At 55.1% G+C, this 24866-nt stretch carries 20 protein-coding genes; 15 read left to right on the top strand and 5 right to left on the bottom strand.

From position 1 onward, the window contains the following. Positions 1-5: 5 nt before the first annotated feature. On the bottom strand, positions 6-329 hold the full coding sequence (locus tag NWV12_RS02645; protein ID WP_033144543.1) for an antibiotic biosynthesis monooxygenase: 324 nt from the start codon (positions 327-329) through the stop codon (positions 6-8). A gap of 152 nt (positions 330-481) precedes the next feature. Further along, the gene (locus NWV12_RS02640) at positions 482-1897 is read right to left on the bottom strand and encodes an aldehyde dehydrogenase family protein (protein ID WP_048980608.1); all 1416 of its coding nucleotides are present in this window, start codon (positions 1895-1897) and stop codon (positions 482-484) included. A 100-nt stretch (positions 1898-1997) separates the two neighbouring features. Between NWV12_RS02640 and NWV12_RS02635 the strand changes: the two genes are divergently transcribed. After that, entirely contained in the window at positions 1998-2900 is a 903-nt protein-coding gene (locus NWV12_RS02635; RefSeq protein WP_033144541.1) for a LysR family transcriptional regulator, read from the top strand. Here NWV12_RS02635 and NWV12_RS02630 read toward each other — a convergent pair. Continuing rightward, complete coding sequence (locus NWV12_RS02630) at positions 2887-3366, bottom strand: carboxymuconolactone decarboxylase family protein (RefSeq protein ID WP_014882392.1); 480 nt, start codon at positions 3364-3366, stop codon at positions 2887-2889. The two genes, NWV12_RS02635 and NWV12_RS02630, sit on opposite strands and share 14 nt — an antisense overlap. 101 nt (positions 3367-3467) lie before the next feature. Here NWV12_RS02630 and NWV12_RS02625 point away from each other — a divergent pair, with 101 nt between their 5' ends. Continuing rightward, positions 3468-4856, top strand: coding sequence for a PLP-dependent aminotransferase family protein (locus NWV12_RS02625; RefSeq protein WP_048980612.1), 1389 nt, complete (start codon positions 3468-3470; stop codon positions 4854-4856). Positions 4857-4942: 86 nt separating this feature from the next. Here the strand turns inward: NWV12_RS02625 and NWV12_RS02620 are convergent, their stop codons facing one another. Continuing rightward, positions 4943-5104, bottom strand: coding sequence for a DUF1127 domain-containing protein (locus tag NWV12_RS02620; protein ID WP_048980613.1), 162 nt, complete (start codon positions 5102-5104; stop codon positions 4943-4945). 176 nt (positions 5105-5280) lie between these two features. Here NWV12_RS02620 and NWV12_RS02615 point away from each other — a divergent pair, with 176 nt between their 5' ends. Beyond that, positions 5281-6696, top strand: a complete 1416-nt coding sequence (locus NWV12_RS02615; protein ID WP_033144539.1) for a PLP-dependent aminotransferase family protein — start codon at positions 5281-5283, stop codon at positions 6694-6696. Positions 6697-6795: 99 nt separating this feature from the next. Here the strand turns inward: NWV12_RS02615 and NWV12_RS02610 are convergent, their stop codons facing one another. Next, complete coding sequence (locus tag NWV12_RS02610) at positions 6796-7917, bottom strand: cupin domain-containing protein (protein ID WP_048980616.1); 1122 nt, start codon at positions 7915-7917, stop codon at positions 6796-6798. A 332-nt stretch (positions 7918-8249) separates the two neighbouring features. Between NWV12_RS02610 and NWV12_RS02605 the strand changes: the two genes are divergently transcribed. The 12 genes from NWV12_RS02605 (at position 8250) to NWV12_RS02550 (ending at position 24858) form a co-directional block, all read left to right on the top strand. Next, on the top strand, positions 8250-9470 hold the full coding sequence (locus tag NWV12_RS02605) for a VWA domain-containing protein (protein ID WP_033144537.1): 1221 nt from the start codon (positions 8250-8252) through the stop codon (positions 9468-9470). Between the two features lie 249 nt (positions 9471-9719). Then, a complete protein-coding gene (locus NWV12_RS02600) occupies positions 9720-11093 on the top strand; it encodes an SrfA family protein (protein WP_048980618.1) in 1374 nt (457 codons plus the stop codon). Further along, on the top strand, positions 11094-14099 hold the full coding sequence (locus NWV12_RS02595) for a virulence factor SrfB (RefSeq protein WP_048980619.1): 3006 nt from the start codon (positions 11094-11096) through the stop codon (positions 14097-14099). Beyond that, complete coding sequence (locus NWV12_RS02590) at positions 14099-16765, top strand: putative virulence factor (protein WP_048980621.1); 2667 nt, start codon at positions 14099-14101, stop codon at positions 16763-16765. The genes NWV12_RS02595 and NWV12_RS02590 overlap by 1 nt, the downstream gene beginning before the upstream one ends. 6 nt (positions 16766-16771) lie before the next feature. Then, positions 16772-17731 (top strand): hypothetical protein, encoded by a 960-nt coding sequence (locus NWV12_RS02585; protein ID WP_048980622.1) that lies wholly within the window; start codon positions 16772-16774, stop codon positions 17729-17731. Between the two features lie 8 nt (positions 17732-17739). Next, positions 17740-19695, top strand: coding sequence for a vWA domain-containing protein (locus NWV12_RS02580; protein WP_048980623.1), 1956 nt, complete (start codon positions 17740-17742; stop codon positions 19693-19695). After that, entirely contained in the window at positions 19695-20381 is a 687-nt protein-coding gene (locus tag NWV12_RS02575; RefSeq protein WP_087823597.1) for an ABC transporter ATP-binding protein, read from the top strand. Before NWV12_RS02580 ends, NWV12_RS02575 begins: the two co-directional genes overlap by 1 nt. Positions 20382-20412: 31 nt before the next feature. After that, positions 20413-21594 carry an ABC transporter permease gene (locus NWV12_RS02570; protein WP_232056989.1) on the top strand — a complete coding sequence of 394 codons (1182 nt, stop codon included), beginning with the start codon at positions 20413-20415 and terminating at the stop codon, positions 21592-21594. After that, complete coding sequence (locus NWV12_RS02565) at positions 21584-23119, top strand: SUMF1/EgtB/PvdO family nonheme iron enzyme (RefSeq protein WP_083239558.1); 1536 nt, start codon at positions 21584-21586, stop codon at positions 23117-23119. Before NWV12_RS02570 ends, NWV12_RS02565 begins: the two co-directional genes overlap by 11 nt. An 18-nt stretch (positions 23120-23137) precedes the next feature. Then, a complete protein-coding gene (locus NWV12_RS02560) occupies positions 23138-23836 on the top strand; it encodes a hypothetical protein (RefSeq protein ID WP_033144530.1) in 699 nt (232 codons plus the stop codon). Positions 23837-23847: 11 nt separating this feature from the next. Further along, positions 23848-24330, top strand: a complete 483-nt coding sequence (locus NWV12_RS02555; RefSeq protein ID WP_048980631.1) for a hypothetical protein — start codon at positions 23848-23850, stop codon at positions 24328-24330. Between the two features lie 51 nt (positions 24331-24381). Further along, the gene (locus tag NWV12_RS02550) at positions 24382-24858 is read left to right on the top strand and encodes a hypothetical protein (protein ID WP_053085578.1); all 477 of its coding nucleotides are present in this window, start codon (positions 24382-24384) and stop codon (positions 24856-24858) included. Positions 24859-24866: the final 8 nt, after the last annotated feature.

The raw sequence follows: 24866 nt of genomic DNA, 5'->3' as shown, positions 1-24866 counted from the left end.
CAACGTCATACATCCGCGTGCCCTCCGGTTTCGGAACTGTACTCCCGCACCAGCTGCGCCACCCGGATACGGTAGTACGCGAAAATCGACTCCCGCCCTTCGGCCTGCGCCGCCTGATGGAAGACGTTCTGCTTCCAGCGGCGGACGGCCTCTTCGTCGCGCCACCAGGAAAGCGACAGGATTTTGCCGTCGGTCGTCAGGCTCTGAAAACGTTCGATATCAATGAAGCCGTCGATGTCCGCCAGCAGAGGTTTGAGTTCGGCAGCGAGCTGAAGATAGCGCGCCTGATGGGCGGGCGCGGCTTTGGCTTCGAAAATGACTGCAATCATGATGGTCTCTCCGTAGTGATGTTGGGGAGATAATGCAGGGTAGAGAGGAACGATGCTTCGGCAAAGAGCGAAGTGTTGTGCCGGATGGCGCTGCGCTTATCCGGCCTGTGGGATGATGTAGGCCCGGTAAGCGCAGCGCCACCGGGCAGGTTTTAGCTTAGAATCGACCTGGGCTCCATAAACGCCCGGATCCCCCACTCGCCCATCTCGCGCCCCACGCCGGAGTGCTTAAACCCGCCAAACGGCGCCTTCGGCTCATGGGCAAGGGTATTCACCAGCACGCGACCGGAAACAATCTGCTGCGCCACGCGTCGCGCGCGGTTCACATCGCCGCCCAGCACCATCGCGCTCAGGCCGTAGTCGGTATCATTGGCAATGGCGATCGCCTCCCCCTCGTCACGATAAGGGATCACGCACAGCACCGGGCCGAAAATCTCATCACGGGCGACCGTCATCTGGTTGTTCACGTCGGCAAACAGCGTAGGGCGCACAAACCAGCCGTCTCGCGTGCCGTCTGCTCTCCCTTCACCACCCGCCAGCAGGCGCGCGCCCTCTTCGATTCCTTTACGGATATAGCCCTGTACCCGCTGCCACTGCTTTTCGCTGACCATCGGGCCGACGTCCGTCGCGCTATCGCGCGGATCGCCCGATTTCACCGCCGCCACGGCCTGCGCCAATGCGGCTTCGATCTCCGCCTTGCGCGCCTGCGGCACCAGAATGCGCGTTCCGGCCACGCACGCCTGCCCGCTGTTCATAAATCCGGCCTGAATCACCAGCGGGATCGCCTGCGCCAGATCCACATCATCCAGCAGGATCGTCGGCGATTTACCGCCTAACTCCAGGGTAACGCGCTTAAAGCTCTCCGCCGCGTTGCGCAGGATCGCCTTGCCGGTATTCGTCGAGCCGGTAAACGAGACTTTTGCCACGTCGGGATGACGGCTGATGGTTTCACCGACGGTTTCGCCGCGTCCGGTGACGATGTTAAACACGCCCGCCGGCAGCGCGGCATCGCGCAGCGCTTCGGTGACAATCCGGGTTTGCAGGGCGCTCATTTCGCTCGGCTTGATGACGGCCGTACAGCCCGCAGCCAGCGCGGCCGCCAGCTTGCCGCAGATAAACCCCGCGTCGCTGTTCCACGGCGTGATTAGCCCGGCCACGCCAAGCGGCGTCATCTGCACCGTCGCTGCGCCTGCGGGGGTGATAAATTCAAACGCCTCCAGCGCCTCAATGGCCTGAGCAATCACCTCCGCCGGATAGCTGGCCATCCACGCAGAGCGCGAAGCAGGCGCGCCGTACTCTTCAATGACCGCTTCCAGCAGATCGTCGTGACGGGCGGCCACGGCGGCGTGCATACGTTTTAGCGCCGCGAGGCGTTCCTGTTTAGTGGTCTGCGACCACGCCGGGAACGCCGCTTTCGCCGCCGCAACGGCGAGCTCCGCGTCAATCTCATCCGCCAGACGAACCTGGCCGATGACCTGCGCCGTCGCCGGGTTGTACAAATCAAACCACTCGTTGCCGTGCGGGGTAACAAATTCGCCGTTAATAAAGATCTGTTCGATGGTGTGCATATAAACCTCCTCAGGCTGTGTGAGCACAGTCTGTCACGGCTTCTCCATTCCGATAATCCACGCTATGCTGCAAGGGTTGTTTCGATTTTCAGGATAATCTATGCATCGTTCAGGTCTGACAGAGCTGGAAGTGGTGATGGCAGTCGTGCGACGCGGCAGCTTTCGCGCCGCCGCGCAGGAGCTGGGCATGTCCGCCACGGCGGTAAGCAACGCCATCGCCGGGCTGGAGAGCCGCCTTGATACCCGCCTCTTTAACCGCACCACCCGCAGCGTGGCGCTCACCGACGCCGGACAGCGCTACGTGGCGCGTATCGGCCCGGCCCTGCAGGAGATCCGTCTCGCCAGCGAGGAGATCCACAGCGACACCGGGGAACCCGCCGGCACGCTGCGTCTGAACGTGCCGAACCATATCGGCACCCTGTTTCTGGACCAGCTGCTGATCGACTTTATGATCCGCTACCCGAAGATGCGCGTAGAGACCGTCAGCGAAGCGCGAATGATCGACATCGTCGCGGAAGGCTACGACGCGGGGATCCGCCTTGAAGAGTCCGTGCCGCAGGACATGATCGCCGTGCCGCTGACCGGGGAGATCCGCCAGCTGGTTACCGCCACGCCGGACTATTTTGCCCGTCACGGCATTCCGCAGACGCCGGACGATCTGCTTTCGCATCAGGGGATCGGCATGCGCATGGCCCACGGCGGGATCTACCGCTGGGAGCTGGCACGTCGGGGAGAAACGTACGCCCTTGCCGTGCCGCCGCGCTTTGCGACGTCCGATCTTTTTGCCTCGATCCGGGCAGTAAAAGCGGGATTAGGGGTGGGATTTTTGCCGGAACTGTATATCCGGGAAGAGCTGGAGCGTGGAGAACTGGTGAGCGTCTTAAACGACTGGGCGCAGCCCTTTGCCGGACTGCGCCTGTACTACCCCGGCCATCGCCACGTTCCGCCAGGCCTGCGGGCGCTGGTGGCAACGATCCGCGAGCGCGGGATTATTCCAGGTTAGCCTTGTTCAGCCCGTAAGCCGCGTCCAGCGAGCCCGGCGCCATGCGGGAGGTGATCCCCAGACGGTTCCAGGCGTTGATCGCCACGATGGCGAAGTTCAACTCTGAAATCTCCACGTCCGAGAAGTGCTCCGCCACGCTGCGGTACAGCGCGTCGCTCACGCCGTGAACACCAATCTGGGTCAGCGCTTCGGTGAAGGCCAGCGCGGCTTTCTCGCGGGCGCTGAACAGCGGGGACTCGCGCCAGGCCGCCAGATGGTACAGGCGCAGCTCGCGCTCGCCGGCGATTTTGGCCTCTTTCGAGTGCATATCCAGACAGAAGGTACAGCCGTTCAGCTGCGACACGCGAATGTCGATCAGGTGCTTCAGCGCCGGGTCGATGGAGGTTTTTGCCACTTCCATGCTCAGGGCGGACAGGGCGTTGGCGAGGGCAGGTGTAACTTTATGGTGGTTAACGCGAGTGCTCATTGTCTTTCCTCTTTTTGTGCGGCATGTGTCATGCGATGCGGTAAATCTACGCCGTTCATGACATAGTAAAAAGATACAAAAAGCGTGAAACGAGGTAGGACATGAAGCCGGGCTATCACGAGATTTATTCCCGCTATCGCGACAACATCACGCGCGGCGTGCTGAAGCCGGGCGATAAGGTGCCTGCTATCCGCGTGCTTGCGGAAGAGCTGAAGGTGGCGCGTAAAACGGTCGAAACGGCGTATGCCATTCTGACGGGCGAAGGGTATCTGGTGAGCCAGGGCGCGCGCGGCACGCGGGTCAACCCGGATCTGCTGTTGCCGGATAAGAGTGCCCCTGCGGAACAGCCCACCGGCGCGCTTCCGGCATCGCTCATCAGCCAGCGCGAGCGGGCCGGGTTTCTGCGCCCCGGCATCCCGGCCCTTGACAGCTTTCCGTATAAAAAATGGCTGCTGCTGGCGGGACAGGCGACGCGCGCCATGCGTCAGGAGGAGATGCTCAATCCGCCCGTTCTGGGCTGGTATCCGCTGCGCCAGGCCATCGCCAGCTATCTTAATATTTCACGCGGGCTGTCCTGCAGCGCCGAACAGGTGCTGATCACCAGCGGCTACAGCGGCAGCCTGCGGCTGATCCTCGACACCCTCGCCAGCCGCAGCGACAAGGTGGTGTTTGAGGATCCGGGCTACTTTATGGGCCAGCAGCTGCTCAAGCGGATCGTGCCGCGCCTGCACACGGTGCCGGTCGACCGCTGCGGCATCGATACGGACTACCTGCTCCGTCACCATCGCGACGCCCGTTTTGCCATCGTCACCCCGTCGCACCAGAGCCCGCTGGCGGTCACGCTATCGCTGCCGCGCAAGCAGCAGCTGCTCGACTGGGCCAGCCAGAACGAGGCGTGGATCATCGAAGACGATTACGACGGTGAGTTTCACTACACCCGCAAGGTGCTGCCGTCGCTGAAAAGCCTCGACCAGCACGACCGGGTAATTTTCATGGGCACCTTCAGTAAAACCATCATGCCGTCGCTGCGCATGGGCTACGTGGTGATGCCCGCCAGCACCGTCGGGGCCTTTACCGACTGCGCGGACATTACCACCAGCGGCCAGCCGGTGCTGACGCAAAAGATCCTCACCGCGTTTCTCAACGAAGGGCATTTTTTCCGTCATTTGAAAAAGATGCGCGCGCTGTATCAGACCCGCCGCGACTGGATGATTGCCGCCCTGCGCGAGGTGTATGGCGATCTGTTTTTCACCGAGCAAAACGACGGCGGGATGCATGTTGTGGCGTTCCTGACCAGAGGAAGCGGTGACCGGGAAGTGGCGCGCTGCTGGCAGGAACAGCAGCTGCAGGTGAATGCGCTTTCGGAGTGGTATCGCGGGTCCGGGAAGCGCTACGGGCTGGTGATGGGCTATAACAACGTGCGGTCGTATCAGGAGGCGGTGGATTTGCTGGAAAGACCGAAGCGGCAGACGCTTGCGCTGTTGAGCTGAAAATCGCCCGGTGGCGCTACGCTTACCGGGCCTACGGGATCGAGTAGGCCGGGTAAGGCGCAGCCGCCACCCGGCGATGACGTGTCTCACACATCATTCCGCGACAACCCCACATCCTTGAGCTGCTCGTCGCTCATCTGGCTCAGGATGCGGCGGGTACGGTTGATGCGATACCAGTTGCAGATCGTTTTGCCGATCCAGACGAAGACAATAAACGGACGTTTTGAACGATTCTCATAGAATTCCATGATGCTCTCCTCACTGTACCAGTGGGGTTATCATCCTGGAAATCGGCCTGTGCAATACAGACTCAAAAACACCTTTTGTTTAACATACAGATCCGCTAAAACAGTATCTGCATGCCAATTTTTACGGCAATCTGTACTGGTTTTACAATCTGTATGGTGAAAACAAAGGATACAGCATGACGCGTTATCAACATCTCGCCAACCTTCTGGCAGAACGCATTGAACAAGGGCTGTATCGCAGCGGCGAACGTCTGCCGTCGGTACGCACGCTGAGCCAGGAGCACGGCGTGAGCATCAGCACCATACAGCAGGCCTATCAGATCCTCGAAAATCTCCAGCTGATCACCCCTCAGCCGCGCTCCGGCTATTTTGTCTCGCAGCGCAAGGCCCAGCCGCCGGTTCCGGCCATGACGCGCCCGGTGCAGCGCCCCGTGGACGTCACCCAGTGGGATGAGGTGATGATGCTGCTGGACGCCCGCGCCGACAAAGAGATGATCTCCTTCGGCGGCGGCTCGCCGGATATTAACCAGCCGAGCCTGAAGCCCCTGTGGCGCGAGATGAGCCGCATCGCGCAGCATAATCCTGCCGAGATGCTGAGCTATGACGTGCTCGACGGCCGCCTGGAGCTGCGCGAGCAGATCGCCCGCCTGATGCTGGACGGCGGCTCCACCGTAGCGGCGAACGAGATTGTCATCACCAACGGCTGCCACGGCGCGCTGTCGATTGCCCTGCTCTCGGTGTGCAAGCCGGGGGATATCGTGGCGGTGGAGTCGCCGTCGTTTCACGGCACCATGCAGATGCTGCGCGGGTTTGACATCAAGGCGATTGAAATTCCTACCGATCCCGAGACCGGGATCAGCATAGAGGCGTTAGAGCTGGCGCTGGAGCAGTGGCCGATCAAGGCCGTGATTCTGGTGCCCAACTGCAATAACCCGCTCGGGTTTATCATGCCGGAAGCGCGGAAAAAGCAGGTTTTAGCCCTGGCCCAGCGGCACGATATCGTGATCGTGGAAGATGACATTTACGGCGAGCTGGCGGCGGAGTACCCGCGCCCGCGCACCATTCATTCGATGGATATCGACGGCCGCGTGATCCTCTGCAGCTCGTTTACCAAAACCGTGGCGCCGGGCCTGCGCGTCGGCTGGATTGTGCCGGGGCGCTATTACGACCGGGTAATGCACATGAAATACGCCGCGGGCGGGTTTAACGTGCCGGGCACGCAGATGGCGGTGGCGGCGTTTATTCGCGACGGCCATTACCATCGCCACGTGCGCCGTATGCGTCAGATTTATCAGCAGAATATGGAAACCTACACCTGCTGGGTGCGGCAGTATTTTCCGGCGGAGATTTGCGTCACGCGCCCGCAGGGCAGCTTCCTGCTGTGGATTGAGCTGCCGGAAAAGGTCGACATGGTGTGCGTCAGCAAGCAGCTGTGTCGGCTGAAGATCCAGGCCGCGGCCGGGTCGCTGTTTTCCGCCTCCGGGAAGTACCGCAACTGCCTGCGGATCAACGTGGCGCTGCCGCCGACGGAGAAGAATCGCGAGGCGCTGAAGAAGATGGGTGAAGCGATTGTGATTGCAATGGAGGAGTAGTGCGGCCTGATGCCCTCACCCAGCCCCTCTCCCAAAGGGAGAGGGAGAAAACCGCCGTTGTAGGCCCGGTAAGCGCAGCGCCACCGGGCAACAGGTAGGTTATTCGTCGAAGTACCAGTATCCCTGGTTAATCAGCCCGGTGAGCTCTTCAACAAACGCCGGGTTTTTCAGCGCATCGCCCAGCTCGGCCTGGCCGAGTTCAGTGTAGCGGCACAGCGCATCCGCCGCTTTCGCGTCTACCGTCTCCAGCTGTTCGCTGTTGATAAAGAAGCTGCCGTTGACGTTCAGCACGCGCAGGCCGCTCAGGCGAGACAGCGTTTCGCCGCCCTGCAGCGCGTCCAGCACCTCTTCCGGCGCGTACGGCGGCTCGGCGGCGGCGATATCCAGCTCGTGGCGCGGCGTGGAGACAAAGCTGCCGAACCATTTTGTGAAATCATCCGGCTTGCTAATCATGTCGAACATCATCTGGCGAATGCGATCGAGCTCGTACTGCTCCACGCGGCCCGGGTGTTCGCGACAGCTCAGATCCGGATCGCTGTAGTGCTCGCCGCCCAGATCGTTTTCCAGCGCGTAATCGGCGAAGCTGCTGATCAGATCGCGACCGTTCGGCCCGCGGAAGCCGACGGAGTAGTTGAGCGCCGTCTCATGGGTAAAGCCGTCGTGCGGGAATCCAGGCGGGATGTAGAGGATATCGCCCGGGGCCAGATCTTCGTCGATGATCGGCTCGAACGGATCGACATGCAGCAGCGCAGGATGCGGGCAGAACTGACGCATCGGCAGCTTGTCGCCCACGCGCCAGCGGCGGCTGCCCATCCCCTGAATGATGAACACGTCGTACTGATCGATATGCGGACCCACGCCGCCGCCCGGCACGGAGAAGGAGATCATCAGGTCGTCCAGACGCCAGTCCGGCAGGACGCGGAACGGACGCACCAGCTCCGCGGCGGGCATATGCCAGTGGTTCACCGCCTGCGCCAGCAGCGACCAGCCGGTTTCACCCAGATCGTCAAAGTGCTCAAACGGACCATTGCTGGCCTGCCATTTGCCGTTGAAATGGCTCACCAGACGGCTATCGACTTCCGGCTCCATCGCCAGCCCGGCCAGCTCGTCCGGAGTAATCGGGTCGACAAAATTCGGGAAGGCATTTTTCAGCACTACGGGTTGTTTTTGCCAGTATTTCTCAAGAAATTCCGGCCAGTTCAGGTTCAGTTGATACGCCATGGGTAGCACCAGTGAGAGGGGAAACAGGCGCGATTATGGTGGAGAGCGTGGAGGGCTGCTTTGTCGTGGGTCAAGCGCAGATGATTTGCCTGCCACGCGCGTGTTGGCAATGATTAAACCTGGTCATTAGGTGAAGTAGTATTAAAGTAAAACTTAAATGATACTTTTTCCTGAACCTTTTCCCCCGTCCGACGTTTACTTTTACTCAAGGCATCTTACCTCTTAAAACTGGTAGTTTTTTAATTTTAAGAACAAGATTAGCATTAGAGATTGTCATTCTTTATATTTAGCTCTAAGCTATTTTCTTTTGCATACCTGGCTCATTAAAGGCAATGATTAGAATCACAAGGACTGTTGAAAGCGAACATTGCTTACAAGAATATATTTCAACGTTTTCTGCCTTAAATAATCTTATTGACCGACACCTTTCTAAAACTTATCTCAATCTTTTTGCCCGCCCTCAGCAGGCTGAAGATGGTGCGGTTGAATGGTATAGCGAAATAAATGGTAAACCCCAACGCTTTAACGCTTTAAACGTCGTTGAGCGAGACAAAATCGCCATACTCCTCTCACAAAAGCTGGCGGCACTCACTCAACTTCATCAAACACTCTCGACTAGCGCGCAGACTTCTCCCGAAACACTGCAGTTACTGGCAAAAATAGCCAGACAGCCCTCACCAGAAAGAATATGGATCGTTGACGGTCAGCCTGTGATTACAGGCTGGGACATCATGCCTGAAACTAAGTTGCCGGCAGAACCGCTGGCTAAAAAGCGTGGGTGGTTATGGCTGGGGCTTTTAGCACTGGCTCTGCTTCTGGCTCTTGTTCTCCTGCGCGGCTGCTGGCCGACTGTCAAAGTAGCCACTCCTGCCGTTTCTCCCGTCCAGCCAGCCCCTGAGCATCAGGTCAAAATGCTCTGCCCGGCACAGCGGACAAAACAGCAGGCACCTGAAATGGTTATTATTTTTGATGCTTCTGGCTCTATGGCCATGAGCATGGATGCCACACCAGAAGAGATAATGCGGTGGATGCAGGATAAACCTGTACCCGGTATCGATCGTGAACCTCGTCGCATTACGCTCGCACATCAATCCGCTAAACACATTATCGATGACGTGCCAAATGACATGGACATTAGCCTTATTGCCGCAGCTAATTGCCACCAGGTGAACGCAACTCCGGCTTTCCTGCCGGAACAACGCGCTGAGCTAAAAAAGTTAATTGATAAAATCCAGCCGGTGGGTAAAACCGCTCTGGCAGAGGCGTTAGAAGAGGCGGGGAAACGAGTTAATGGCGTTGACCGTGATGCCATAATTCTACTGGTGACGGACGGGGAAGAGACATGCGGAGGCTCGCCTTGCGATGTCGCGCTTGAGCTAAAAAAACGTAAGCCCCGATTACAGGTCAATGTTGTCGATATCATGAATACCGGCGCCGGAAACTGTATTGCCAGCAATACAGGTGGAAAGGTATTTGCTGTCAATAATACGCAGGAGTTTAATAAGATGATGAACAACGCCGTGAAGGAATATATACCGCAGGGTTGTGATTAACACATTAGAGAAAATGAATACATTGCCAGAAATATAGTTTCACAGCGAAACTTTTTTTGCGGCAATCGGATATGCGCACGTCCCAATAATAAGTTTAGTTTAGGTCTAAACGTTTTCGGCCATTTGCCGATAATACTCAATATTTTGTTGCCATAAACAATTGACGCAGATTACCCGGCGTATTTGCGGCGTCCTTTTCCACAGTGGAACTTGCTTTCACTTGTTCGTTTAACAGCAAAGGCATGCAGCGTGAAAGAAATTTTTCTATGCAGTGACAAGCTCGATAAATATCAGTCGATGGGTGAGAATGGACAGGCAGTATATATTTCCGCATTACAGCTGCGTGAAACCCTACGACTTAGAAAACAAACGGCGGTTGCTGACACTTTAGCCATCCCGCAAATCAGCGAGCATGGCGATCGAATCGACTGGTATGCCCCGCTGGCCGGTGACGTTATTCCATGGACGGCCGCAACGGAAGCTGAGCGCCAGGCCGCGCTCGCGCAACTCGAAACCACCCATGCAGCGTTTCGCCAGATAAGTAATGAATTTGCCCAAAGCCAGCAGCCGGAACGCCGGCTCTTTGGGAAATTACTTGAAAAAGCGATGCAATTCCCCGATCAGCAGCACGTGTGGCTGGTAGGTGGAAAGCCAGTCATCAGTTTTTGGGGATTTGTGAACGCCACTAACCAGGCCCGCATCGAGCCGTTAGACTGTTTGCGTCCAATATCTACAGCCTTGCCTCCGCAATCAGCCAGTATTGAACCGGTGATACCAGAACGCACTTTCACGCATCAAAGGCCCGCCAAAGGACGCTGGCGGTTGCTCTTACCCGCATGGTTGCGTTGGCTACTGCCGCTACTTCTGTTACTCTTTTTAGCACTACTGTTCTTACGGGGTTGCATGCCAGGCATAACGATACCTGGTATTTCATCTTCCGTACCCGCTTTGCCCGCGCCCCACCTTCCAACAGCCGAATCTCTTGCGCCGTCGTCAAGGGCCATCATCAGCACAACAACGTCTAAGGCGAACCTGCATTCGACAACGGGCAGTGAGATTTTAAGCACCACGGGCACTTCACTCACAACGTCACAAGAGCAATCAGCATTACAAACGCCGTCACAAAGCGCAGCAGCAACGGCATCTGCTGTGGATCCTGCGTCAGCCACGAATAGCCCTCATCCCGGCGGAACAGCACCTGCTCTCGAAGAGCCATCGGCCAATACCTCAACTGGCGCTAAAGTCCCGTTGACCCTGCCCGCATCTTCACTGGCCCAAGGAAACACCCGTTTTCTGGACGGGAACTGGCACGCAGGGGCTGGTATTCAGGACCAACGCACAGGAAAGCCCCTTAGTCTGAGTTACCAAATCAATGACGGTAAGGGCGAAGTACAGATGATCCGTGGCGACGGTGTGACCTGTCGTGGCGCGGTCAACGCGGCTATTCAGTCAGGTCATATCGCCATTAACAATCAGGGAGAAGCACTGTGCTCCGATGGCTCACGCTACCAAATGCCAGAAATTCTGTGTGCTCCCGGCGCGCAAAACATTGCGGATTGCAAAGGCCGTTACGACGCCAAAACACTTTTCCCTATTTCGATGAAGCAGGAGGCAAGTCAGTAAATGCTCGCTGAACTCACTGATTTTAAAAAACAGGTCAAACTTATTCGCGACAGCGGGATCCAGTTCCTTGATTTCGCCTTTACCCTGCCAACGCGTAAAGAATATGGGGAATTTCTTCGTCAACAGGGCGACGAGGCTATTATGCGGCTTATCTATAATGAGAGGGAAGATAAGCTGCAGATCCCTCAGCCTGACAGCGAACCTCCTCGCTACGCAGACTCCGACTACACATTGACGACCGAAGAGTCGCTACGCCTCTATCGCGGCCTCTGGTTACCGCTGCCATTTTTCCGCTTCAACCCGCCACGAGCCTTTGCTCACGGGCCGTATAACTGGTCACGCGTCCAGTTCCATGAGCTGCCTGAGCCGGATGAAAAGGGCAATACCTGGCGCGCTACTCTGATTTTTGATACCAAAATTTTCCCGGATCGCGAGAATACGCAGTATCTCGCACCGGGCGAGGATGATATCCGTTCAGGGGCGGGATTTGCTCTGGCACGCCATCCTCACGAGATGGGGGAGTTTCTCTCACTGCCATGGGTGAATGAATGGCTACGGGAAATTTTCAGTACTCAGGCTCGCGAAGTATTACGCCAACATATTGATGACATTGATGAACAACTACTGCAGAAGGAACATCAGGCGCATTATCTTAACCTGCTGCATGTCCTGGCGACGACGATTGTCGTTCCTGAAGTACAGGTCAACGACGTAAAAATCCGGGACTCAGCGATACCTGTAGACCTCGTGCTGGACATTGGTAACTCACGTAGCTGCGGCATCCTGATCGAAGAACATCGTGACGACAATAAAGGGCTTTCTCAACTTTATCAGCTTCAGCTCCGAGATTTGAGCCAACCGCAATTTGTTTATAACGAGCCTTTTGACAGCCGTCTCGAGTTTGCCCAGGCCGAATTCGGCAAGCAGGATTTCTCGCTAAAAAGCGGGCGCAGCGATGCCTTCACATGGCCAACCATTGGACGCGTCGGCGGAGAAGCCTTCAGAATGGCGGCTCAACGCCTGGGTACCGAGGGCTCAACAGGGATCTCCAGCCCTAAACGCTACCTCTGGGACGATCAACCCTATTCACCGGGATGGCGCTTTAGCCAGGCCTTCGTGAAAAGTGACAGAGAGCCGTTAGCCACTGCAGCACCGCTGCTGTATATGGTCAACGATCAGGGGAAATTGCTCATTCGCCTGAAAAATGAAGAAGACCGTATGCCTGTCTTCACGCCGGTATACAGTCGTAGCTCGCTGATGACGATGATGTTGTCAGAGGTATTAAGCCAGGCTCTCATGCAAATCAACAGCCCTTCACAGCGGCTGAAGATGAACCACGCCAGCACACCGCGCCGTTTACGAAATGTCATTATGACTGTCCCTCCGGCGATGCCAAAGCCTGAGCGCGCTATCTTTGAGGAGAGCATGCATGACGCTATCCGCATGGTCTGGAAAGCGCTCGGCTGGGAAGAGATGGATTATGAAGGCGATGACCCGCGGTGCTTGAAATACGCCCATCCAGGCGTACACGTGAAGTGGGACGAAGCCACCTGTGGGCAGTTGGTATATCTCTATAACGAAACGCAGAACTACTTTGGCGGTCGCACGGACGAATTTTTTGCAGCTACTCGCCGTCCCGATACTCAAAAAGACACCAGCGATACACGCTCATTAAAAATCGCGTCGATTGACATTGGCGGAGGAACGACCGACCTCGTCATTTCTCGCTACACGCTGGATGAGGGCCAGGGCATTAACGTCCGGATTACCCCGAAACAGCTTTTCCGTGAAGGGTTTAAGGTAGCAGGCGACGACATACTGCTGGATGTTATACGGCTTTTCCTCCAGCCAGCAGTAAAAGCGGCCATGACCAAAGTCGGCCACAGCGATCTTGCAGCCGAATCAATGATGTCACAACTGTTCGGTAGTGAATCGATCGAAGCCGGAAAACAGGTATTACGTCAGCAGCTTACATTGCAGATCTTCGCGCCTCTGGCGTTATCTATTTTGCATCGCTATGAAGAGTACTCCCCGGAAAATGGGCGGGAGATACTGAATTACACCTTCCGTGAGCTACTTGCCGATAATCTTCCAACCGAGAAAGTACAGGATTACGTCAACGACGTTGCCCGTTCCGGACAGCTTGCGAGCGAAGTACCGTTCTCCATTCTGGATGTACCGCTGGAGTTGGATCTTGCGCGTCTGCACAATGAATTTATCGACCCTCGCAGCGGGCGAATGAACATTTGCCACAGCCTGCGCGCGTTGTGCGAAGTGCTTTGGCATTACAACTGCGATGTATTACTTTTAACCGGTCGTCCATCCCGCCTGCCGGGAATTCAAGCGCTCATTCGCCAGCTTCAACCTGTTCCCCCTTCTCGCGTGCTGCCACTCCACGGTTATGAAACCGGTGGCTGGTATCCGTTTAACAAAAAAGGATGCATTGACGATCCGAAATCGACAGCCGTTGTGGGGGCGATGCTGTGCCTGTTAGCGGAGAAATCCAGGCTCAACAACTTCTTCTTCCGCACTGCGAACTTTAAGCCTTATTCAACCATCCGCTATGTCGGGATGCTTGATGGAAACAATGTGATTAAAGACAGCAATGTCGCCTATCGCGACGTTGATTTGGACTCCGCTGATTTCCAGTTACCGGAAGGGAAAGGCTTTGAAGCACGGGGGGAAGTGCGTATCGGTTTCCGCCAGCTTGATAACGAACGCTGGCCATCGACCGCACTTTACACCCTAAAAATTACCAGTGCGAACCTGGCAAGCGAGCTGTCGGGTGATGCTGTAATAAGCATCGGTTTAACCGCAGAACAGGGACGTGGACGTAGTAGCGAAGAACCGGTCAGTCCGGAGCGCTTCCAGATTGGCTCGATGGAAATGAAAAACGCACAGCGCGGTTATGGTCGTAGAGATGTTGCATTCCAGTTGAACACAATGGTCGGTAATGGGCTGAGTGAAACCCATTACTGGCTGGATAGCGGGAGTATTAAAAGCTAATGAGCACTATTCATCCCAACACCATTATCCAGGGCTGGAATGGCGTCGAACAAGGTGCAGGCCGGGCCATTGACTGGATCGCAAGCGTTCGTCAGGACGCGCCGCGCCTGAACACTGAAGCCGATCGCCTGACCATGAACTTGCGCCGCAGCCGTAACAAAGCACGCAGATTGGCGCAGGCCGCAGCGAAACCGATGACAATCGGCTTCTTTGGCTTGTCGCAGGCAGGCAAATCGTATCTCATTTCCGCGCTGGCTGCGGGTGAAAACGGAAAGCTGGAAACACGCCTCGGCGGCAATCAGCTCGATTTTCTGACCCACATCAACCCGCCTGGCGGCGGCAAAGAGGCGACGGGTCTTGTTACCCGGTTTAGCCGCAGTGCTCAGAGCTCAGACGACCGCTGGCCTGTCACGTTACAGCTCTTCAACGAAGTGGAAATGGGGAAGATCCTCGCCAACGCATTCATCCATGACTTCAACCAGGAAAAATTTGACTGGCAGTTCGATGAAAAACGCATCAGCGATCTGTTAACGTCCCTGTCGAAACGACGCCTGACCTCCCGCAGCCCTGGCGTGACCGAAGATGACGTAGTTTCTTTTTGGGATTACCTCATCCGCCATGCTGAGAAAACGCAAAGCCGTTTTGCCCTGACCTACTGGCCACAGGCAGTAAGCCTCGCACCATGGCTTTCTGTTGAAGATCGCGGCCAGCTTTTCTCCGTTTTATGGGGCGAAGTACCAGAACTAACCAATGCCTATATCCGTTTTGCCAACACGCTACAGCGTCTCGGTGGAGTGCAGGAGCTGCGTGCCCCACTGAGCACGCTGGTTCGTAACGAAAACGGCCTGCTTATCCAGCGGGATAGCATCATGAACGTCGATATGCTGGAGCGGCTGAATACCCCGTCGGATCAGACTATTGAAGTCTGTCCTGTGGTAAATGGGCAAACGGGTGCGTCTATTTCGCTATCGCTGGCAGAGCTCACTGCGCTTACCGTTGAATTGCATATCCCGTTAATGGCTCCGCCTCGCGAAACAATCTTCGAAGCCGTCGACTTGCTTGATTTCCCGGGTTATCGCGGCCGTCTGGCGGTGGAGTCCATGAGTGATGTCACTCGCGAGGTTAAAAATGCAGAGAGCAACCCGCTAGCGCAGTTAATTTTGCGCGGAAAAGTGGCCTATCTTTTTGAACGTTACACCGAAAACCAGGAGATGAATGTCCTGGTGGTGTGTACGGCCTCAACAAAACAGTCTGATGTCAAAGAAGTGGGCGGCGTTCTGGACGAGTGGATCCGTTACACCCAGGGCGCCGATGCCGACGCGCGTGGTCGTCGCTTACCTGGCCTAGTCTGGGCATTAACCATGTTTGATCTGCGCATTAGCCAAAACCTTTCCCATGACGAAGCACTTCTTCGCCAGTCCTGGGGGCTTGGCGGGATGATCAAAATGGCGATGACCGAGCGTTTTGGCCAGTACAAATGGATGCAGGAATGGAGCCAGGGCCAGGCGTTCAATAACACGTTCCTGGTACGCAAACCGCGCCAGCAAACGCCCTTTATCCGCATGAACGCAGGTAGTGAAGCGGCTTTCAACGACGACAATGGCGGGCAGCTCGCACTGATGCGGAAAACCTTCCTTGAAGATGAAGCTGTCGCTCGCTACATCGCGAACCCTGCTGAAGCCTGGGATGCGATGCTCACCCTCAACGACGGTGGTATGCGCCGAATGGCCGATTATCTGGCCCGCGTCGCCCGTCCTGAACTGAAACTGGAGCGGATCGCAGAACAGCTCGACGAGATCCGCCACGAACTGGTCGAAGGGGGACTGGGGAACTGGTACCAGCCGGACGGCGAAGAAGAGCTGTCCAGAAAATCCCGAATTGCGCAAGAGATCCTTGCCACCCTGAAAAAACGCAGCGGCATGCACGGCGAACTGCTGGCGCGGTTGGTTCCGGCACGCCGCGATCTCCATGCACTTTACATGCAGCAAACGACCCTGTCTGCGCATGAAGCAGAAGAAGAAGATGCAGGATTCTTTGATATCGGTGTGGAAGATGCTTTCGAAAGCAGCGCAACTGCGGTGACGACGCACAGCCATGAGATCGCTTTCGCGCACCAGAGCGTTCAGCTCTGGATTAACCATCTGCGCGGCCTGCCTGAAACCGCCGCCATGCTCAACTACATCAGTCTTCCGCGCCCGATTGCCGAAGCGCTGGTAGACGAATTGATCACGGGGTTATTGCGTTCACGTGTCGAGGACGCGCTGGTCAATGCAATGAAAAATACCGAGCAGGCTGGCGTTCGTCGCGAACGTATGGTCGAGCGTCAGGTTTCACGCGTGCTTCACGTGATGAGCGATTTCATCACCTGGCTGGGCTATCAAAATATGCCGGAATCGAAACGCCCGGCCCGTCTCAACCAGCCCGAACAGCCGATCTTTACCCGTCCACCAACGTGCGACAGCGTGGTCTGGAAAGGTGATGAACGCCTGGCACGCCTGACGCCGCAACAGCTGAACTACAGTGCCTTCTTTATCATCGACTGGCTGGTTGGACTGGAAGCACTCATTACCGAAAACGCAGGTCATTCTGCCGGACGCGAGATTAGCGTCGCGCAGAACGAAAATCTGGGCGTCATTCTCCGCCAGATTAAATTGGCAAAGGAGTAACTGGACGTGATCAAACCTGAACTTAAGACGCTGACCCCTATACAACCAGGATTCGCATTGCTCTTGTTGAAAGGCTGGAAAGGCGATGCCGAGGGCGTCACAATCTCGGTAGTACGTAATCAGGATCGCCTGTATCTGGATAGCCACGGTGATTGGGTCAGTGGCGAGATTTTCCTCGCCCTTCCTCCACTGATACAAAATGAGGAGACGCCCTGCGTTCAGGTCGGCCCTTCTCTGATCGATCCACTACTCGCCAACCGCCAGGCGGCCTATCGCATCACCATCAAAGATGGAAGTAATAAGGATATGGGGATTCTGACCATCGCTGAAGGGCTACTCAGCTCCCAGGCCGGTGGTGAAAACCCACTCCCGGAAAATATACAGACGCTGAATGATACCCCCATCGTGCAGCCGATGTCCGTTCAAGAACCGGAACCTGTCGTTTTAGAACCTGTCGCAGAAAAGCCTGTATCTCAACAGCCGCAGAAGCCGAAAAGTAAGCTGCCGTTATTTGCGGGATTAGCCATTCTATTGCTCCTGCTGGCCGCTGCTGGGTGGTGGTTTACCCGTAAGCCAGAGCCTGCAATTCCAGCGGCACCTCCCGCGCCCGTCGCGAAAATTACCGGGCCGTGTGGTGATGAACAAATGGCGAGCGGCAATGAAATGGCGTTCGTTAAAGGGTGCCTGCGTAGCCAGCCAAGTAGTGCACAACTGCTGGACGTCATCGCAAAAGCGAAAGCGGCAAAACATTGCGATATCGCTCAGCGCCTTTACGCCTATAAAGCCCAGTCCGGCGATACGCAGATGGCCGTTCGTTATGCACAAGAATATGACCCGAAAACCGCAAAACCAGGGGGATGCTTCAATCCTGACGCAGAGACAGCGGCGTATTGGTATGAGTCGGTTGTAAATCTGGATCCGCAGAATAACGAGGCCAAAGCCCGTTTAGCTGAGCTGAAGAAATAGGATAAACAATGAAATACATGCATTGGTTCAGTAGCCTGGTGTGTGCCGCAACGCTGGCATCCCCCGCCTGTGCCGCGGGTAAACAGCCGCTTTTGCAGGAAGGTAAACATGCGTTATTCCAGCGGGTACTGACTTACCCAGGCTGCCAGCTGTCCGCCAAAGCAGGTGAAGCAGGTAAAGAGCAGCCGGCCTTCAGTCGATTCTATGTTTACCAAAGGACAACGCAGGGTCAGGACACGTGGCTGCAGGTTGGGCCGGACAGCTTTGGTCATACCGCTGGCTGGATGAATTCCTCCTGCACCGTTGACTGGAAAATGCAGCTGACGCTGGCGTTTACCAATCCTGCTGGCCGTCAACCGATGCTGTTCTTTAAAGAGAAATCCGACGTTGAGTCTCTTCTGAACAGCAAAAACCCTGCGGCAACATTGCAACCAATGCTCAACAGTTTGAGCAGCCATAAACCGGTCCCGCAGGTTCTGGCACGCGAGCCTGATTACATGGTGGATCAGTTAAAAAACTTTTATCTCTTACCTGTTCTTGGCTCAGATGATGTGTTTACCGATACCGGCTTCCAGGTACGTGTACTCAACGTTGCCTCCGTCAGCGAAAAGTCGCCCGCAAAAAAGGCCGCGTCCGCTGCTGATGAAAAGAACATGATGAAAGGGTTCTCCGCCTCGGTTGTCTTTGTGATCGACTCCACCATCTCGATGGGGCCGTATATCGATCGCACTAAAGAGGCGATCGATAAGATCTACAAGAGGATCGAGAAGGAACACTTACAGGATCAGGTCAAGTTTGGCCTGGTAGCTTTCCGCTCCAGCGTGAAAGCGGTGCCGGGTCTTGAATACGACAGCAAGATGTATGTCGACCCCAATACCGTTAAAGATGGTAAAGACTTCCTCGCTAAAGTACATGACCTGAAGCAGGCTACCGTTTCCAGCAGCAAGGTTGATGAAGATGCTTACGGCGGGGTCATGACAGCGCTGGACAAAGTGGACTGGACGCAGTTTGGCGCCCGCTACGTTGTACTGATTACTGACGCAGGCGCGCTTGATGGCACAGATAAGCTCTCGTCAACCCATCTGGATGCCGCCCAGGTGCGTCAGGAAGCCGCCTATCGTGGCGTTGCGCTGTATGCGTTACATCTGAAAACCTCTGATGGTAAGAAAAATCACAGTTCTGCTGAAGCCCAGTATCAGGAGCTGACGTTAAATCCATTCCTGCACAAACCGCTCTACTATCCTATTGATTCAGGTGATGTAAATAGCTTCGGTAGTATGGTCGATAACCTGGCGAATGCCATTACCGGCCAGATTAAAACAGCCTGGAGCGGCGAAGAAACGGCGGGGAGCGCGCTGGGGGCAAGCCCTAAATATGCCGGTAAGAAAGAAGATCCCCTGCTCAGTGATGCCGACAAGTTAAGTAAGGCAATGCGTCTTGCCTATCTGGGTGAAAAGCAAGGCACCACGGCACCACCGGTATTCAAGTCATGGATAAGCGACCGCGATCTGATTGACCAAAACATCCCGGCGACCGAGGTGCGCGTACTGCTCACGAAAAGCGAGCTCAGCGATCTGAGCGATGTCATGAAGAAGATCGTCAATGCCGCCAATGAGGGGATGATCTCTCCGGATGACATGTTTGCCAGCCTGCGTTCTCTGGCGGCAACCATGGGCAACGATCCAAACCAGGCGAAAGGGAAAAATGCGACCCGACTCGGAGAGATGGGACTGCTCGGTGAATATATCGAGAGCTTACCTTACCTCAGTGAAGTATTGAGCCTGGACGAAGAAACCTGGAAAAGCTGGGATGGCCTTGAGCAGGAGCGTTTCATCCGCAGGCTGAATACCAAGCTTAATTACTATCAACGCTACAACCAGGATGTAGACCGTTGGGTGGCATTAGCGCCCGATAGCGACCCACGCGATAACGTTTATCCGGTACCTCTGGAGAACCTGCCCTGATGTTGAGGATCCGCGATATGGAGATCAGCCGGGGCGGGACGCATGGCTATAGCGTCGCCCTCCCGCACCTCTCGTTGAAAAAGGGAGAGGTGGTCGCTCTAACCGGGCCTAGCGGGTGCGGTAAAAGCACGCTTCTGGAGATGATAGGGGCGATCCTCCGCCCAGCGCATCTTGCCGAATACCGGCTCGCCGGTCGCGATATTTCAATACCGCTCATGGCTGAAAACGAGCCTGTCCTGGCCGCGCTTCGCGCACGCGAGCTTGGGTTTATGCTACAGCACGGCGGCTTGTTGCCCTGGTTACCCGTGATAGAAAACATCACTCTGGTTCGCAGGCTGGCAGGACTTAGCCTACAGTCAGCCTGGCTCGATAAGGCCATCGACAGCCTGGGCGTGCGACCGCTGCTGACAAGAATGCCTTCCCGGCTTTCTATCGGCGAGCGCCAGCGCGTTGCCTTCATCCGTGCGATTGCCCACCAGCCACGCTTACTCCTTGCCGATGAACCGACTGCGGCGCTGGATCCTGATAATGCAGACCGGTTGTTTGACCTGATGATCGGCATGGTGCGCTCACTGGATATGGCAGCCATTGTTGTGAGCCACGACTGGCAGCGCGTGACGCATTTTGGGATTGACCGATATCAGGCCGTGACCGGAGAGGGAAAAAGTGTCTTCTTACCCAGCTGATATGCCAGCGTCAGGCACCCTGCTATGCCGTATGGCTCTGCGCGATCTCATTCACGATCGCAAGGTCGCGCTGTGCATCATCTTCTCTTTGATTGCCGTTATCGCACCGTTATTGCTGCTGTTCGGATTGAAGAATGGCATTGTCAGCCAGCTTCGCCATCAGCTTCTCGACGACCCTCGCACCCGGGAAGTACGTATAACGGGTAATGGTAATTATGATTTTGCCTGGCTTGATAAGCTCGCCCGCCGTTCAGAAGTCGGATTTTCGATTCCGTTAACCCGTTCGCTGAACACTCAGGCCGATCTGGTTCGGGACGGGCAACACTTTGTCCCGGGTGCTGAAGTGATCCCGACGGCCAAAGGCGATCCTCTTTTGCAGGATGTCAGAGCACCGGTCAAAGACAGCGATACCGTACTCAGCGCCAGTGCGGCACGGCGCCTTGGCGTGCAGCCAGGAGATATCCTGCGCCTGATGGTGAGCCGAAAAAGCGAAGGGAAAAACCAACGCGCCACGTTCGCTTTAACCGTTACCGGCGTGCTGGATGACGCAAAATTTTCACGTCAAGGTGCCTTTATTACATTGTCTTTGCTTGTTGCTCTGGAAGACTACCGCGATGGCTTTCAGGTTCCCTTGCTGGGGGTCAGCGATGGCAAGCCGCCCAGAGAGAGAACCCGCTATTCAAGAGCACGTATCTATGCCAGTTCGATAGATGACGTTTCACTCCTCGCGCGGTGGCTGGAGACGCAGAACATTGAGGCTATCACTCAGTCAGCTCAAATTGAGTCTGTGCGTGCCATCGACCGTGTGCTGGGGATTATCTTTGGCGTGATTGCCTGGATCTCTGCATCAGGGTGCATCGCCTCGTTAGTCGGTGCCTTCATCGCCAACATTGATCGTAAGCGCAAAGATATGGCCGTGCTGCGCCTTCTGGGTTTTCGCCGTCGCGCTGTGACGCTTTTTATTATTATTCAGGCGCTGTGTTTGACCGGCGTCTCATACGGACTGGGTGTGATCATCTACCTGCTGGGCAGCGCATTGTTCAACCATGTGTTGGGCAGTTCTTTACCGGACCAGGCATTCGTCTGTCACCTTGACCCCCTTCATTTTATCGCCGCATTGCTCTGTGTCCTTGCCGTGGCGTTAGGCGTGGCCGCTATCGGAGCACTGCGCGCACTGAAAATCGAACCTGCGGAGAGTTTACGTGAAATCTAAACTGGCGATGAGCCTGGCTATCATTGGACTCGGGTACGCCTGCGCGGCGAATGCCACCTGGGATGAAAAGTTCTGGAACCCAAAACCTCTGGCCGATGACGTGATATTGCCTATGCCGTGCGACGGTGCCATGGCATTTCGCAAAGTCGCTATCCCGCTGAATAAACCGCTGGAAGATTACAACATCACGCTGGGGCAAGAAGGCGACGACTGGGGATACGTTGAACAATCTCGCCAGGAACACATTGCAGGCAGTTTCCCGGAGAAGGGTGGTAAGGGCCGTTATTACCTGATGGCCAAATATGAACTGAGCGACCTGCAGTATCGCGCGCTTTCTGGGGAATGCCCGACGACGGATATGAAAGGACGTTTACCGAAGGTGAGTATTGGCTGGATGGATGCCATGGTATTCGCAAATCAATACAACCTGTGGTTACGAAAAGAAAAACTTTCTGCACTGCCTGAAGATGATGGTCAGGCGGGATTTTTACGGCTTCCGACAGAAACCGAGTGGGAGTTTGCCGCACGCGGCGGGCTCGCGGTTTCCCCCGCAGAGTTCCGCGATCGCCACTTCCCCATGCCTGAAGGATTGAACGGTTATGTCTGGTTTGCGGGGGCACAGTCTGCAAATGGAAAACTTCAGCTTACCGGCCTGCTGAAACCTAACCCGCTCGGATTGCACGACATACTGGGCAACGCAGCAGAGATGATGTTTGACCCGTTCCGCCTGAACAAGCTCGATCGCCTGCATGGTAAGGCTGGGGGCTATGTCGTTCGGGGGGGCAGTTATATGACTCCTCAGGCGGATATCCGCAGTTCACTGCGTGGAGAGGAGCCGTACTATGCCAATGCGGGCGAGAATACAACCAAAAGCACCGGTGTTCGTCTGGTTTTAGTTTCCACAACCCTGACATCACGCGAGCGGGTGAAAGAGATTGAAAAAGAGTGGCAATCATTAGGCACGGGTAAAAAGGAGACACCTGCAGGCAAAGCTGATGATTCGCTAAAAAACCTGAATGCTATCTCGGCAAAAGTCCAGGATGACGCACTGAAGAAACAACTTGAGCAACTGCGCGGTGAGCTGCGCGCAAATAGCCAGCTTCGGGATGAACAACGGGATCAGGCAATACGCACATCGTTACAGTTGGGCGCCTTTTTGTGCACAAAAATGAAAGATGACGGCGAGTTTTACGATCGTCTCAACCAGCTCTTCACCAAAACCTGTGCCGCAGGCAGCCAGCTTGATGCTAATTGCTCCCGCCGTCAGGAACAGCTTGGTCAACATCAAAAAGCCCTTGATTTTATTACCAGTTATTACGCTGACACCCTGGTAGACATGGGCACAACCTATGACAAACCCCTCATCGAACCGCAGGTCGCTGTCGTATTGCAACAGATGGCTGCACGCGGAAAAACCAACCTTAACGGTTATCTCGATACCTACTGGAAGAACCTTCAGGGGTACTGGAAAGATGGAAAAGTTGCGCGCGAGGCGTGGCTTAGTTCATGTAAAAAAAATAATTAAATAGTTCAGGAGATTGGAATGTTAAAGGTTATTCGCACAGCAGTGATAGCAGGAATGATGGTATTTCTGGCGGGGTGCCAGAATGGCAGTACGGGAAGTAGTGGCGGCGTCGACCCGCGCCTTGCCAATAATCAGGACGTTGAGTTTTTCAATAAATCAGGCTGGCAGGCCTGTGCTGGCGGCGCGGTAATCGGCGCACTGGCTTGCGCTGTCAGTAACTCCAGCAACAAAGCGGTATGTATGGCCGCCGCCGCTATCGCCGGTTGCGGTGTGGGTATGGGGGCTAACGCCTATCTGGATAATCAGCGCAAAAAATACGCCTCCCAAGAGCTGCAGTTAAACGCAACGATTAAGGATGTTGAAGCCGAAAACAAACGCATTCAGAACGCAACCAGCGTTGCAAAATCGGTTATCGACTCTGATAAAAAGACCCTCGCTCAAATAGAAAAAGATATGGCTGCAAACACGGTGAAAAAAGACGCCGTACAGAAGCAAATTAAAGGAGTGGATGCCAACATTGCTTACCTTCGCGGCACCATCACCGACATGAAAAAACATGAGAAGCAGTGGCAGGACGTTTCTGCAGACATGAGCAAATCCGGCAGTGATACCCAAAATCTGGATAGCGAGATTGCGTTGATGCGCGACAAAATTGGCTCTCTGCAGGGCGAACTCGATAGCCTCTATACCCAGCGCACCGCGCTGAAAGTCGGTTGAGGGGAATAGCAATGCGTTATATTTTTCTTGCACTCAGCGCACTCATATTAGCCGGCTGTGCCACTAACGCGCGAGATTGTGACCCGACAACCGGTGATGTCAGCATTATTACCAAATTTAACTGCAACTACTCCGGCACCTGGGATAAGCGCGTTGAAGATAAACAAAAAACGCTGCAACACGATCAGGAACTGAATAAAGAGTTCAAAGCGGTGAATGATGCGATTGAAAAAGAGAAAGCACTGAGCAATGCCAACGTAGCCAGTAAACAAAAATCGCGGCAAGAACTGCAAAAGTCGATGAACAATCTGGTCGCCCAGTTGAAGAAAAAAACAGCTGGCCGGGCTGATGCTCAAAAGCAAGTTGCAGACCTGGAAAAAAGTATGAAGGAGGCGCAAAACAAACCAAGCGCTTCCGAATTGCAAAAACAGATGGAACTGCAGAAGCTGCAGGGACAGCTGAATGAATTACAAGAAACACTGGCTTCACAATAATAAAATAGCAGCCGGATTACCGGCTGCTTTACCTGCTAAGGAAAAATAACGTTGAAATCTCAATTACTCTCTGCTGGATTATTGACACTTCTGGCGACAACTCCAAGCGTTCATGCTGCACCGCCTGAGCCTGAACTTATTTTCAACTGCGAACTCACGAACGGAAAATACGTTATCGTCCGTCTGGATCACGATGTTCCTACTTATTATTACGGCTCACTTGAAAAAGTAGAAATGACTCTCCCCAAAAATGAGGGAGACAAAAAGCAGGTTCGCCTGGGTGAAATGACGTTCTCAGGTGGAGGCGCTTATTATTATCGTTTCATCAATGGCAACTACAGCTATGTTGTTTATAGCGGCACGGGAAAAGGATGGGATTATACCGGCCTGAAAGTATATAAAAACCAAAAGCTCATCATGAAAAAAGAGTGCACTAATGGGGGGTTTTTACCTAATGAATATCGCGGTCAAGGCCTCGTAAAAGAAGCGGACACCGGTGATGATGCAACATACGGTTATGTTGATTAATACATCAT

It is taken from the genome of Enterobacter sp. Crenshaw (assembly GCF_024734705.1).
GTDB classification, from domain to species: Bacteria; Pseudomonadota; Gammaproteobacteria; order Enterobacterales; family Enterobacteriaceae; genus Enterobacter; species Enterobacter asburiae_B.
This window is presented reverse-complemented; position numbering and strand designations above follow the sequence as displayed.

Coding starts and splice junctions, on each gene's coding strand:
- NWV12_RS02645 (WP_033144543.1), bottom strand. CDS start 329: ATGATTGCAGTCATTTTCGAAGCCAAAGCCGCGCCCGCCCATCAGGCG.
- NWV12_RS02640 (WP_048980608.1), bottom strand. CDS start 1,897: ATGCACACCATCGAACAGATCTTTATTAACGGCGAATTTGTTACCCCG.
- NWV12_RS02635 (WP_033144541.1), top strand. CDS start 1,998: ATGCATCGTTCAGGTCTGACAGAGCTGGAAGTGGTGATGGCAGTCGTG.
- NWV12_RS02630 (WP_014882392.1), bottom strand. CDS start 3,366: ATGAGCACTCGCGTTAACCACCATAAAGTTACACCTGCCCTCGCCAAC.
- NWV12_RS02625 (WP_048980612.1), top strand. CDS start 3,468: ATGAAGCCGGGCTATCACGAGATTTATTCCCGCTATCGCGACAACATC.
- NWV12_RS02620 (WP_048980613.1), bottom strand. CDS start 5,104: ATGGAATTCTATGAGAATCGTTCAAAACGTCCGTTTATTGTCTTCGTC.
- NWV12_RS02615 (WP_033144539.1), top strand. CDS start 5,281: ATGACGCGTTATCAACATCTCGCCAACCTTCTGGCAGAACGCATTGAA.
- NWV12_RS02610 (WP_048980616.1), bottom strand. CDS start 7,917: ATGGCGTATCAACTGAACCTGAACTGGCCGGAATTTCTTGAGAAATAC.
- NWV12_RS02605 (WP_033144537.1), top strand. CDS start 8,250: ATGATTAGAATCACAAGGACTGTTGAAAGCGAACATTGCTTACAAGAA.
- NWV12_RS02595 (WP_048980619.1), top strand. CDS start 11,094: ATGCTCGCTGAACTCACTGATTTTAAAAAACAGGTCAAACTTATTCGC.
- NWV12_RS02590 (WP_048980621.1), top strand. CDS start 14,099: ATGAGCACTATTCATCCCAACACCATTATCCAGGGCTGGAATGGCGTC.
- NWV12_RS02580 (WP_048980623.1), top strand. CDS start 17,740: ATGAAATACATGCATTGGTTCAGTAGCCTGGTGTGTGCCGCAACGCTG.
- NWV12_RS02575 (WP_087823597.1), top strand. CDS start 19,695: ATGTTGAGGATCCGCGATATGGAGATCAGCCGGGGCGGGACGCATGGC.
- NWV12_RS02570 (WP_232056989.1), top strand. CDS start 20,413: ATGGCTCTGCGCGATCTCATTCACGATCGCAAGGTCGCGCTGTGCATC.
- NWV12_RS02560 (WP_033144530.1), top strand. CDS start 23,138: ATGTTAAAGGTTATTCGCACAGCAGTGATAGCAGGAATGATGGTATTT.
- NWV12_RS02555 (WP_048980631.1), top strand. CDS start 23,848: ATGCGTTATATTTTTCTTGCACTCAGCGCACTCATATTAGCCGGCTGT.